Raw genomic sequence first — 12,047 nt, 5'->3', positions numbered from 1 at the left:
CCTCTTCATCATGTGTGATCCTTTCCTAAACACCGCGACAGTGAGCGAGCATTCGCTTTCATCATGTCGATATACGTCGAGGCGTCCGCATCCAAAGTGTCGCCATACAGCCCGCAGACCTGAACGCCGTTTTCTTCCGCAACTTGTGCGATCACTGGGTGACGGTTGCGCTTTTGCGGTTCCAAGAAAACCGCGGAGATTTTCATGTTCTTCAAGGTTTCAGCGATGCGTTTACGATCTGCAATTGAAGCCTCGCTCCCGTCCTGAGCACTCAGGTAACCAGCGATTTCAAAGTCATAGGCGCGCGCAAGATAGGCATAGGCATCGTGTGTAGTGACTAGCTTTCGATCGAGCGGATTAATGCCCGCGATCGTCTGCGAAACCTCACGGTCAGTCTCATCGAGTTTCGCGATATAGGCCGAGGCGTTGGCTGCGTATTGCGCACTATGCTCCGGGTCGCGCGTTGATAGTGCATTCTCAATAACTCGCACATAGGCCTGCGCGTTATGAATGTCATGCCACGCATGTGGATCAATGTCACCGTGGACATGTTTGCCAAGCACAGCCTGGGGCAGGACATAGGCCTGCCCATCACCCGAGCCGATAAACTCCCATCCCCGGCCTTTGGGAATCTCACGCAAAGTCCGTGATGGAACATCAATCAGCACTCGCTCGATATTCAAAGACGCAAGAGTTGCAGGTAAGCCGTTGCTCTCCTCCGCATTTTCACGTAGTGGTGCGCCCTCAGGTACTCCACCGTCTTTTTCTCGGTCAACCATCAGGGTTAATGCGCCTGACTTCAGGTCCACGGTAATGTCACTGTGGCCTCGTCGGAGAAGAAATAGTCCACGTTCGCGGGCAACTTCTTCTGAATCGATCCCCACGGCGAAGGTCACGTGTGAGGGAGGAAGCTCGATGGGCTCGGCGTCAGGGGTCACGCGCACGCGCGCTCGCAGATGCAGCGTGTAGATACCGGGCTGAGTAAAAACCCAACTCATGTGCTGGTGTGCGCCAACGGGCAGAATCGAAGTATCCGTTGTCCAATGATTACCGCCATCAAAACCGTCTCGAGAGGCAAAGGCAATCTCTGGACTTCCAAAACTTGTCGTGATGTAGGCACACGCCTGCCCCGGCCCCTCAATACCAGTGACAGAAAGTTCAACCTGAGACGACCGCTTTGCCCCAATCTGGCTTCCATCACCGTAAACTCGCATTCCAAGCCACGGGGTATCAAGGGAGCGATCTTCTACAAGGGGGATCAAGGTGCCGCCAAACTTTGCGCTTTCTTCTGCAAGGGACAGGGAGAGAGCATCCTTGGGAAGATTCGCATCGAGCGCGCGGATCACCGAATGATCCTCCAACATCAGGTAGTTCGTGACCGCAATATCCGCGTAAGCAATATCGCGGATTCCCCTGAGACTCAGTTCCCAGGAATGCGGATCTGCACCGTTGGGAATGAGTTGATGAACATCGACGTAATCCCCGCCCACATTTCGTGCAAAATCAGCCAAGATACCCGTTGTTGCAACGATGCTCAGACGGTGCGACGAAGCATCGCTATGCGGCGCGCAGCCTCCAACTGCGCCAGCAAGAACGCACGTAGCAATAGCTGATACGAGGCGTGCAAATTTCACTGTCTCACCCGCATATGCGTTGAGGTGACAATGCATCCGCATCCGATCAGCAGGGCCGCGAGGATCATCGGGGCAAGCTCCACGCTGCCCGCGCCCGTTGATGCCAGAGTGCAGGGCTGTCCCGAGGCCGTGCGGCCGACGATTGCGTAAACCATCGGGCGCCCGTGTTCTCCGGTTCCACCGGCAGCGATCAAAGATCCAGCTGTTCCACTCCCGCTTCCACGCAGGTCCTCACCGCGAGGCGTGACATTCATGGCGATCGTGAGCTGATAGGAGCCTGGCTCAGTAAAGACCCAATTCTGGTGGGCATGAGTATTCGCAGGCAGAGTATAGCTCGTTCCTGCGCCGTCGAAAACGTGAGTGCCGATTCCTGCACCCAAGCTTCCCGATTCAAAAACTGCGACATTTCCAGGGCCTTGAACATCGAGAAGAGAGAAACGGACTTGCCCGCTGGTTTCAGTCACGATTTCTTCGCGTTGCGAGTTCATTCCGAGCCACGGGACCCCTCGAATCTGGGTAGCGGGAATCATCCACACGTCTTGTCCCACACTCGCGGCATAGCTGAGCGCTTCAGGCGCCTTAATCTTGGCCCTCTCCCCCAGTGCAAAGGTCATTGATGCGGGGTCTTTCCACACTGCAGGTACAGCTCGGTCGTCCTTAATTCGCGCAACCAATTGCCCATTTTCAATGGCCGGTCCCAGATCGAAGTGACCGTCGGTAATTCCGCCTTCGCTACCAACCTGAACGTTCAGGGTCGTTACTGCTTGGTTTGGAGTCTCGCTAGCGCTGCGGATTCGCGAAATCTCATCCTCGTTCGCTTCGCGAGTAATCCGCGTGGGAATACAACGCTCACTACCTACGCGCTGGGGTGCATCACGCGTGAGTGATTCTTCTTCACCTGTTCTCCCCGCATCAACTGCAGGGGGAAGGACTGCGCCGCTGTCGACCTCCGAGCTCTGGGGCGCCACACCCGGTGCAGCGCCAACCTCAATGAGATAGTGAGTACTACGCGTCGTTTCAAAGGAACCATCGTTTCGATAGGCACGTGCTTGAACGTTCAGCTCATAGCTTCCCGCTTGAGAGAAGGCCCAGTTCGCGTGAGTGTGCGAAAGGTAATCTTGGACGATTGTTGACCCGTTTGGATCTAATTCGTAGCCTCCGGAACGCAGTCGCGACATACGCCCCTGGGCAAAGTCTTCGGTCCACAGCGAAATGCGTCCGCCATTGGAATTTGTGTAGGAAACGTCAAATTCAACGCGCTCGAAGCCCGCGGGAGCAAGAGAAAGAACATCCCACCCGGGCCACGGAAGAGTTGGATCTTGAGTTTGCGGAAGGAAATACCCACTTCCCCCAGCAACAATATCGTGGGGAAGAGAATGCTTGAGTGCCGAGGAAGGAACGACAAGGCGGATGTCTTCTGCTTCGTGTTGAACTCCAGATCCGGTGACGTCTTCCATGATTTTGAGAAGAGGATGCCCCGATTGATCGAGCGTCATGTAGAAGAGGTCGATGTGTCCGTGGTCAAGAGTGAGACGGCGCTCGCCAAAGTTTGCGCGAGGAAGCGCTTGGGTGTGCGCACTAATCGACGAGGCCACCGAAGCTTCGCGTGCCTCTCTTGCCTCTGGGAGCGGGGCTCCCCCACTTTGTACGGATTCTTGCTCTTGAGTGCTCTTCGGGGACGAGAATTCAGTGCTCTGTGTGGACTTTTGCGTCTGGGCCTGGGGAGCTTCAATGCTCGCGCTAAACTCGGCCTCGGCGATGAGACGAGGCTCCTGCTCCGGGATTACTTCCTGAAGGCGAAGACGCAGCGAGCGAATACCAAGCTCAGCAAAGCGTGCATGCAAGGGGCCGGCTGCGAAGTCTTCTCCCCTGGCCTCGAGAACAAATCCCCGAAAGAATTCGTCAGCGCCGTCGATCTCTTCTTCAAACGCACTTCCACGACCGAGATGCCCCAGGGATTCAAGGCTAAGTGAGTGCGGTGCAATTTTTTCCAGATCTGCAGCACCTGCTCGTGCGCTTAATTCAACGGAATACCGCGAATCCGGTGCAAACACAGAAGAGTTGAAATTAACAGAGAGTTCATAGCCCCCATCAATTTCGCGATCAGCATCACGAGTAACCGGGGTCGTTCGAAGCCGAAGTGCGCCATCATGAAGGGGTAACTCTTCGCCCTTTTCTCCAGCGGTACACAAAGACGTCAGCGTCTCATTGTTATCCCCAAGGCAGGTCGAAACTTGAAGACTATCGCTTAAAAGGTGCTCGTCTTTGGAGGAAGAAAGAGCCTCCGCGCGAGTCGGGGCTGGAAGAAGAATCCACGCACTCATCACTGCAATAGTGATCAATAGCGAAAACAGGGCACGTGTTGTCCTGCGGCACAATGATGACATGACCAACTCTCTAGAATGATAATCGTTCTCATTCCCATTAAAGAGGGTGGTCACGCCTCAAGTCAAATGGACCGCCTGAACCTAGTTAAATCCCAACACCCACTGAGAAATGTGATAACCAGCCATAATCACCGCACGTCCCGGCTTTGAGCGCATCGCAATCAGGCGCCCAAGCAGATCCTTGCGTACTGCGTCATAGGCTTCCGGCTTCTTCATTTGAAGCTGCGCCCAGAGCTCATCCTTACGGGCAAGGTTCTCCTTAGTTCCCGAGCGTAAAAGCATCACTGTACAGATGACACAGTTGATACGCAGATAGTGGACAAGATAGCGGTACAGATGAGGCGGAACCTCATCAGGAGCTGGAATGGCACCAACCATCGCCGCATTCACCCGCAGCAACTGATCCACACGCGAAATCATGACCTGCTCGTTGACCGATTGATCATCACGCCCGATGAAATAGCGGTAAAGATCAACATCGAGATACTCAAAAGCGCGGACACCAATAACCGGAACAAAAGAGTAAATGAAATCAACATAGAAGGTGTGCTCAGGAAGCACCAGACCAGAGCGACGAACCAAATCTGTCCGCAAGATTAAGGCATGCATCATCAGATACTGGTCGTACCGGCAACGGCGAATCTGATCCCATGAGATGACGCGATCCCTGGGCATCACATTTCCGTAGCGGATGACTGCTTTATGACTCTTGCCTTGCTTCTCATACACGTAATTGGCAACCAAAAGATCCAAGGGCTCGCCCTGAGCTTCGCGAAGCTCTAAGCGCTCAAGGGCACGTTTCAACGCCAAACGATCCAACCAGTCATCTGCATCGAGGATTTTGAGGTAACGCCCACGCGCCGAAGCAATGCCAGCATTAACAGCGCCACCATGGCCAGCATTCTCCTGATGGATGACACGGATATGCTCCGGGTCACGAGAAGCCCATTCGTCAGAGATCTCGGCGGTTTTATCAGCAGAGCCATCATCAACGATGAGTACCTCAACTTCATCGAAGCCACGCACTGAAGTCACTGCTCGATCAATGTAGTCCTGTGCGTTGTAGGCCGGGATCACGACTGTCAACAAAATGTCTGGTTCCACGCCTTGAATACTAGTCTATTCACCCAAAATTCTGACGTAATTCCCTGAACACAGGAGCATTTTCGCGTTATCCTTGGCCTAAGGGCTAAATCGCAATGGGGAGGCATCATGAGCCAAGCAGAAACCATCCTGAACGCACTTGGCGGTTGGGATAATATCACCGATCTTCAGCATTGCATCACCCGCATTCGCGTTGATTTCAAGGATGATTCAAAGATCGACGAGGCCGCACTTCGCGAAGCCGGTGCCTTCGGTGTCGTCGTGGTGGGATCCCACGCCCAGATCGTCATGGGACCGCAAGCAGAGGAAATCGCTGAGGAAATCGCTTCGCTCAAGTGAGTTTCGAACTCCACTCCCCCATTTCCGGGACGCTTCGACATCTCAATACGCTCGCAGACCCTGTTTTCGCTGAGGAGATCATGGGTCCCGGTTTTGCCGTCTCACCAGGAGACGAGCGCCATTTGAAGGTGAGTGCTCCTACGGATGGCATCCTCACTCACTTACTTCCTCATGCCTGTGCAATTACACGCGCGGACGGACAGCAGATTCTTGTCCACCTGGGTATTGACACCGTGAAGCTTGGGGGTGAAGGCTTTACAAGCATGCGCGGCCTTGGGGAGAAGGTCAGTGCGGGTGACCCGATGATCGCGTGGGACACTGCGCCAGCCCGTGAGGCGAACTACCCGCTTGACGTCATTGTTGTTGTCTTGCGCCCACCCACGACCTATCTCGAGAACATCCCTGCAGATAGTTCACCGATTACAACACTGATGCCCGGCGCACGAGTGCACCGGGCATCAAAAGACAGCTAAGTTCACTTAGCGCACATATCGATTCACCTTCGAGAGGAAGGCCTGCACTTTCGTCGACCCCGCAAGATCTTCGATGCGTGCTTCTTCTCCATCACTGCCGTGAAGAGGGATACACCAGTTCGGATATTGATCTGAGGTTCCGGGCAAGTTCTGCGGCGCCTTCTCTCCAACCGCATCGACAAGCGAAACTGCAAGCAACAGTGCCGGGGAAGCCGCCAAGTAAGCGTGGAAGCCCAAAACAAGGTCTTCCTCGCTGGGGTTTTCACTGTGAATGAAGCCGCCTTCTTTCAGGCGAGACTCCATGCGCTCTCGTTCAACGCGGTCAGCCTCGAGCACCTGGTCCAGGTCCTCAACAAGCAAGCCCAAACGATTTCGGAGTTGAGTGTGAACCCCCTCGAGGTATCCCAAGGTCGGCGGAAGATCGTGCGTCGTTACTGCAGCAAGGCAGGAACGACGATAGCGGTCAGGCCACAATGGCCATCCGCTTCCTTCTTTTTCAAACCAAAGAACTGACGTGCCTAAGATGCCACGATCATTCAAGTAACCGCGAACCCAAGGTTCAACCGTTCCTAGGTCTTCACCAATGACTACTGCGCCCGCGCGCTGCGCTTCGAGAAGAACAATCCCGACCATGGCCTCGTGGTCATAGGAAACGTAGGCGCCTGCACTGGCTTCCATGCCCTCGGGAATCCACCACAGACGGAACAAACCAAGAATATGGTCGATGCGAACCGCACCCGAATAGGAAAGGACGGAACGCAACATGTCACGAAGAGGCGCGTAGCCGGCCTGGGCAAGGCCTCGCGGAGACCACGGCGGCTGCGACCAATTCTGTCCCTGCTGCGAATACATATCCGGAGGCGCACCAACGCTCATTCCCGGGGCGAAAATCTCGGGCATCGACCAAATCTCTGAGCCCAAAGAGTGCACTCCCACTGCAAGGTCGGACATGATACCCATATCCATACCTAAGCGATGCGCACTTTCCTGTGCACGGATCAGCTGATCGAACACAATCCACTGACACCACTGCCAAAACTCAATTTCTCCAGCCAAGCGCTGGCGCGCCTGCTCGACTTCGGGCGCATTGATTGATGCGAAACGCTCGGGAAGCTCAATATCCCCATTTTCAAAAACCAGAGCAGACCAGAGAGCAAAATCCTCTAAGGATTCACCGCCCTCTGCGCAGAAATGTTCGAATTGCGCCTGGCGACTGATGGAGCGAGGAAGCTCAAAAATCTTACGCAAGGCCTTGAGCTTGGATTTCCATGAAAGATCACGGTCAACGATGTCTTCCTGAGATCGCGAGGCATGCGCATAGCGCGTAATAACTCCGCGTTCCTTTCCATCCATGCAGGCATACTCATCGATGGCCTCGGGACGGATGTAAAGAGGGCTTGCCCAACGGCGCGAAACCGGAAGGTAGGGCGAGGTCTCTTGGGGGAAACACGGCTGGGGTGCATGCAGGGGGTTCACCTGCAAGAAGTTTGCGCCATTGCGCGCAACAATCGCGGCCAAATCAGCCAGATCCTGGGTATCACCCATTCCCCACGAGCCACTCGAACGCGTGGAGTACAGCTGAGCCGCAACGCCCCAACGCTTATGGCCATCATCGAGACGGCAAGAAAGCCTTTGCGGAACAACGATCAAGGTCGAGGAGCACTCGCTGCCATCTTCATGACGCGCAACAATCCGGTGCCATCCTTGGGGCAACCAATTGGGAATCTTAAAGGTCGCGCGACCGACCAAGTTATCGTCGACCATTCGCGGCGGGATCGGGCGATCAAGCTGCTCAAGTTCATGGCGCTGCCCGTCTTCAGTCTCAACGTGGCACCACACACCCGTTCCGTGAGGAACGTGGACAGGAATTTCCGCCTCATTGCCCTGACGACACACGGTTGTCGGAGGAAGCGGCGCAGACCATGCCAAGTCTTCGTTGTGGCGGAACGCCTCATTAATTTCCGCCTCAGAGGGATCAAAAGAAAGAGAGAAACCCAAAGAATTCAAAACGGCGATTAGGGAGGCATCTTCAACATGCTTCCAGTTGCCGTACCAATCCCAGAAACCGGTAGAGACCCCCACGGTCTCGGCAAGTTCACGTAGTTTCTCTGTTACCGACTGGTTTGCCATGAGGTCCTCTCTGAAATACAGCTGCTTTTGTCTATTTTATGGGTTGCGGAATACGTGAGAACAGCGATTTGCCTGTGCCAGCAGACACATCTTGAGGCAAACACAACTGGAGCATCTGCAAAGCAATGCTGCGCGCATTGACACCCGTTACAAGCTGAACGATGTTGCCAGAGCGCACAAGAGCCAATACCTCAGACACACGAAGACTTTCTTCGTCGACCAATTCCGGCGACTCCACTTCGATTCGAATTCGAAGCATGCACGGTTCGATATCGCGGATGTTCGATGCTCCCCCAAGTGATTGGAGAAGAAGCGATGCCGTTTCCACGCCTATCCCCTCTCCACACAAGTGACATACACCTCATAAATATATACGGGATATCCAATGCAGTGCAATACGTCACGTATGACAACCTGAGATACATAAGTGCACTGCGCTTTCAGGCGCGGAATGAGCACAATAGATCTATGAGAACGCCGCTTCCCGTCCCCACCATCTCAACGGAACCTGTTGCCTCGGTACTGCGCATTCTTTCTCTCAAAGAAAATGGTGAAGATTCTTTTATCGCCCGCTCACTGCCTCAGGTTCGCCGAGTCTATGGGGGGCAGGTGCTGGCCCAGGGTCTCCTGGCCGCCAGTGCGACTGTGCCCGAAGGGCGACTTCCTCACTCGCTCCACGCATATTTTGTTCGAGGCGGAGACCCGGAGAGTCCTTTTACCCTCGACGTGACCCGAGTGCTCGACGGGCGGTCATTTACTAATCGTTCGGTCTCTTGTTTCCAAGACACCCGCGAGATCCTCACTATGAGCGTCTCTTTCCAGGGCCACGAGGCCGCACCCTCCTATTCGCCGTCTGCTCCGCAGGTGCCCTCGGCAGATGAGTGTCGTTCCGCTTTTGAGATTTTCAGACTCATGGACCACCCCGTCGGAAAATTCTTGGGAAAGACTGCAGCCTTTGACGTCCGACACATCGGTCAGAGCCTGTACACCAAAGCTGATCCCCTCAGAGAACCAGCGCAGCGACTGTGGATGAAGCCACGAGCTAAGGTTCCGGAAAGTGCCTCGCAGTATGTTCACCGAGCGCTTCTCACCTACGTTGTCGACCAGGTGATGTTGGAGCCCGCGCTCCGCACCCTTGGTCTGTCGTGGATGTCTCCGGGACTTGTTGCTGCTTCTTTGGACCATGCGATGTGGTTCCACCATGATGTCGATATCAATGAGTGGATCCTTTTCGATCAGCGCTGTACGCAGATTGTCGGTGGGCGCGTTTTAGTCGAATGTTCGATATTTTCTGCGCACGGGACTTTGCTTGCCCATGCCACACAAGAGGCAATGCTTCGTATTCCCAGCGAAGGGCACACATCAAGCCACTGGGGATTTGGGGTTGATCCCAAGACCGGCAAACCGATGAGCGGCATGGCGTAGCGCTAATCTTTGCGCCATCGAAGGTGCAACTTACACGTATTTTTTCCTACAGATAACTACCAAAACCATGGGAGGGAACGGTTGTACCGTTCCCTCCCATTGAGTCTGAACCCAAAGATCAGTCGCGAGTGAGTTTACGGTGCGTCACGCGGTGAGGCGCGGCGGCGTCTTGTCCCAATCGCTCGATCTTGTTCTTCTCGTAGGATTCGAAGTTTCCTTCAAACCAGTACCACGATGCGGGATTCTCATCGGTACCCTCCCACGCGAGAATGTGCGTGGCAACGCGGTCAAGGAACCAACGATCGTGGGTGATCACCACTGCACAACCCGGGAACTGCAAGAGAGCATTCTCCAGTGAAGACAGTGTTTCCACATCAAGGTCGTTCGTCGGTTCGTCAAGGAGCAGCAGGTTACCACCTTGCTTGAGCGTCAGCGCCAAGTTCAGACGGTTACGTTCACCACCGGAAAGGACACCGGCAGGCTTTTGCTGGTCGGCACCTTTGAAACCAAAGGCTGAAACGTATGCACGGGACGGCATTTCGACACTGCCGACTTGGATGTAGTCCAGTCCGTCGGAGACGACCTCCCACAGCGTCTTATCGGGATCGATTCCCGCACGGTTCTGGTCAACGTAGCTCAGCTTGACGGTCTCACCGATGGTGAGCTCACCGCCGTCAAGCGGCTCCAAACCGACGATGGTCTTGAACAGTGTCGTCTTACCAACACCGTTGGGGCCGATGACACCGACGATACCGTTTCGAGGCAGGGAGAAGGAAAGCCCGTCGATCAACACGCGATCTCCGAAGCCCTTTCGAAGGTTCGAAGCCTCGATAACGATGTTGCCCAAACGCGGTCCCGGCGGGATCTGGATTTCTTCGAAGTCGAGCTTGCGACTGCGTTCTGCTTCAGCCGCCATTTCTTCGTAGCGTTCCAGACGCGCCTTCGACTTCGCCTGACGTCCCTTCGGTGAGGTCCGGACCCACTCGAGTTCTTCCTTCAGACGCTTAGCAAGCTTTGCGTCCTTTTGGCCTTGAACCTGCAGACGCTTTTCCTTTGTCTCCAGGTAGGTCGAGTAGTTGCCTTCGTAGGGATACAGGTGACCGCGGTCAACTTCGGCGATCCACTGAGCGACGTGATCGAGGAAGTAACGGTCGTGGGTAACGGCGATCACGGCACCCGGGTAGGTAGAAAGGTGCTTTTCAAGCCAGAGAACCGATTCGGCGTCCAAGTGGTTGGTCGGTTCGTCAAGAAGCAACAAATCGGGAGCTTCAATAAGCAAACGACACAAAGCGACGCGGCGGCGCTCACCACCGGAGAGCACACTGACCTGCTGGTCCGGTGGCGGGCATCGAAGCGCATCCATGGCCTGGTCAAGCTGCGAATCGATATCCCACGCGTTCAGGGCATCAATTTCGGTTTGAAGCTTACCCATCTCATCCATCAGCGCATCAAAGTCAGCATCCGGATTTGCCATTTCTTCAGAGATCTCGTTGAAACGCGCAAGCTTCGCGAAAGTATCGGCAGCACCCATGCGAACGTTTTCGATGACCGTCTTGGAATCATCTAACTCGGGTTCCTGCATGAGGATCCCGACAGTGTATCCGGGGCTTAGACGAGCTTCGCCATTGCTGGGCTCATCCAGTCCGGCCATGATCTTGAGGATCGAGGACTTACCGGCGCCGTTGGGACCGACCATGCCGATCTTCGCGCCGGGGAAGAAAGCCATTGTGACGTCATCAAGGATGACTTTGTCACCGATAGCTTTGCGAGCCTTAATCATTTGGTAGATGAACTCCGCCATGGATTCTCCGTTCAGGATCACGTGACATAACGCCGTCGTAGTTGGGCAGACCCCTCAATGCTAAGGCACGAGTCGCATTTTTGGCATATAGGACTTCTAAGCCGCATCACTTCCATCGAGATCTGACTCTTCCGCCTCCCAAGATGAATCATGATCCTCATCAAGCTCGCACTCACCCGTGCAGTGCTCGCTCAAACACCTGGCTTCAGCGCCAATCCCATCGCCTTCGCCTGTACTACAGTGCGTATCTGGAGCGCCAAGATCATTGCGATAGCCGCCGTTAGAAGAAAGTACTTCTGTATCCGGCTGTGCGGCGTACTCCCCCGCTTCAACGGTTGCTGATTCTTGAACATTGTGTTGAGGAATCTTCGGTTTCATCACTGCCGCTGGGCCGAAAGCAAGGTCAATACCGCAAAAACTCGCGTTAATAACGAGCTCAGCACGCGCCTCGGAATCTGATCCAATCCACGCACGAGCACTTGGCCGCCCGCTGACAATAATCGGAGTTCCCTTTTCAACGCTCGAGAGAAGATTCTTTGCGAGTCGATCCCACACGCATACCGTGTACCAATGGGGGTCACGTTCCACATACTTTCCAGAATCGTTAATTCGCCATTGACTTGCAGCGAGGCGGAATCGGATTCCCTTTGTCCCTGACTGAGTCGTCATGCTTCGTAGATCTGATCCGACGCGACCGCGAAGAATGACAGTGCCCTGGTTATTCATGGTTCTTCCTTCCTAGAGTCGGGCTCCC

General features: G+C 54.7%; 10 protein-coding genes. 3 read left to right on the top strand and 7 right to left on the bottom strand.

Annotated elements, in window-relative coordinates; translation table 11 throughout:
* Positions 1–8: 8 nt before the first annotated feature.
* The 3 genes from BQ8011_RS05825 to BQ8011_RS05815 all read right to left on the bottom strand — a co-directional run bounded on the left by BQ8011_RS05825 (position 9) and on the right by BQ8011_RS05815 (position 5,110).
* Positions 9–1,634 (bottom strand): anchored repeat ABC transporter, substrate-binding protein, encoded by a 1,626-nt coding sequence (locus BQ8011_RS05825; protein WP_231945279.1) that lies wholly within the window; start codon positions 1,632–1,634, stop codon positions 9–11.
* The gene (locus tag BQ8011_RS05820; protein WP_231945278.1) at positions 1,631–4,021 is read right to left on the bottom strand and encodes a TIGR03773 family transporter-associated surface protein; all 2,391 of its coding nucleotides are present in this window, start codon (positions 4,019–4,021) and stop codon (positions 1,631–1,633) included. Before BQ8011_RS05820 ends, BQ8011_RS05825 begins: the two co-directional genes overlap by 4 nt.
* A gap of 81 nt (positions 4,022–4,102) precedes the next feature.
* The gene (locus BQ8011_RS05815) at positions 4,103–5,110 is read right to left on the bottom strand and encodes a glycosyltransferase family 2 protein (RefSeq protein ID WP_072455594.1); all 1,008 of its coding nucleotides are present in this window, start codon (positions 5,108–5,110) and stop codon (positions 4,103–4,105) included.
* 123 nt (positions 5,111–5,233) lie between these two features.
* Between BQ8011_RS05815 and BQ8011_RS05810 the strand changes: the two genes are divergently transcribed.
* Together BQ8011_RS05810 and BQ8011_RS05805 are read left to right on the top strand one after the other, a co-directional pair.
* A complete protein-coding gene (locus BQ8011_RS05810; protein ID WP_072455592.1) occupies positions 5,234–5,464 on the top strand; it encodes a PTS sugar transporter subunit IIB in 231 nt (76 codons plus the stop codon).
* Positions 5,461–5,937: a PTS sugar transporter subunit IIA gene (locus tag BQ8011_RS05805; RefSeq protein ID WP_072455590.1), complete on the top strand. Its 477-nt coding sequence runs from the start codon at positions 5,461–5,463 to the stop codon at positions 5,935–5,937. Before BQ8011_RS05810 ends, BQ8011_RS05805 begins: the two co-directional genes overlap by 4 nt.
* A 6-nt stretch (positions 5,938–5,943) precedes the next feature.
* Here the strand turns inward: BQ8011_RS05805 and malQ are convergent, their stop codons facing one another.
* The gene (gene malQ, locus BQ8011_RS05800; RefSeq protein WP_072455588.1) at positions 5,944–8,067 is read right to left on the bottom strand and encodes a 4-alpha-glucanotransferase; all 2,124 of its coding nucleotides are present in this window, start codon (positions 8,065–8,067) and stop codon (positions 5,944–5,946) included.
* Between the two features lie 31 nt (positions 8,068–8,098).
* Positions 8,099–8,395, bottom strand: a complete 297-nt coding sequence (locus BQ8011_RS05795) for a PTS sugar transporter subunit IIB (protein ID WP_072455586.1) — start codon at positions 8,393–8,395, stop codon at positions 8,099–8,101.
* 140 nt (positions 8,396–8,535) lie between these two features.
* Here BQ8011_RS05795 and BQ8011_RS05790 point away from each other — a divergent pair, with 140 nt between their 5' ends.
* Positions 8,536–9,492 carry an acyl-CoA thioesterase gene (locus tag BQ8011_RS05790; RefSeq protein WP_072455584.1) on the top strand — a complete coding sequence of 319 codons (957 nt, stop codon included), beginning with the start codon at positions 8,536–8,538 and terminating at the stop codon, positions 9,490–9,492.
* A gap of 118 nt (positions 9,493–9,610) precedes the next feature.
* On the opposite strand, the gene ettA is transcribed toward BQ8011_RS05790, so the two are convergent.
* On the bottom strand, positions 9,611–11,293 hold the full coding sequence (ettA, locus tag BQ8011_RS05785; RefSeq protein WP_034502995.1) for an energy-dependent translational throttle protein EttA: 1,683 nt from the start codon (positions 11,291–11,293) through the stop codon (positions 9,611–9,613).
* A gap of 96 nt (positions 11,294–11,389) precedes the next feature.
* A complete protein-coding gene (locus BQ8011_RS05780; RefSeq protein ID WP_072455582.1) occupies positions 11,390–12,019 on the bottom strand; it encodes a single-stranded DNA-binding protein in 630 nt (209 codons plus the stop codon).
* Positions 12,020–12,047: the final 28 nt, after the last annotated feature.

Source organism: Actinomyces marseillensis (assembly GCF_900155605.1).
Classification (GTDB): Bacteria; Actinomycetota; Actinomycetes; order Actinomycetales; family Actinomycetaceae; genus Pauljensenia; species Pauljensenia marseillensis.
Note: the sequence above shows the minus strand (reverse complement) of the source record. Positions and strands in the feature narration are given on the sequence as shown.

Excerpts from the sequence above, each read along its gene's own strand:
- BQ8011_RS05820 (WP_231945278.1), bottom strand. The coding sequence starts at position 4,021 with ATGTCATCATTGTGCCGCAGGACAACACGTGCCCTGTTTTCGCTATTG.
- BQ8011_RS05810 (WP_072455592.1), top strand. The coding sequence starts at position 5,234 with ATGAGCCAAGCAGAAACCATCCTGAACGCACTTGGCGGTTGGGATAAT.
- malQ (WP_072455588.1), bottom strand. The coding sequence starts at position 8,067 with ATGGCAAACCAGTCGGTAACAGAGAAACTACGTGAACTTGCCGAGACC.
- BQ8011_RS05790 (WP_072455584.1), top strand. The coding sequence starts at position 8,536 with ATGAGAACGCCGCTTCCCGTCCCCACCATCTCAACGGAACCTGTTGCC.
- ettA (WP_034502995.1), bottom strand. The coding sequence starts at position 11,293 with ATGGCGGAGTTCATCTACCAAATGATTAAGGCTCGCAAAGCTATCGGT.
- BQ8011_RS05780 (WP_072455582.1), bottom strand. The coding sequence starts at position 12,019 with ATGAATAACCAGGGCACTGTCATTCTTCGCGGTCGCGTCGGATCAGAT.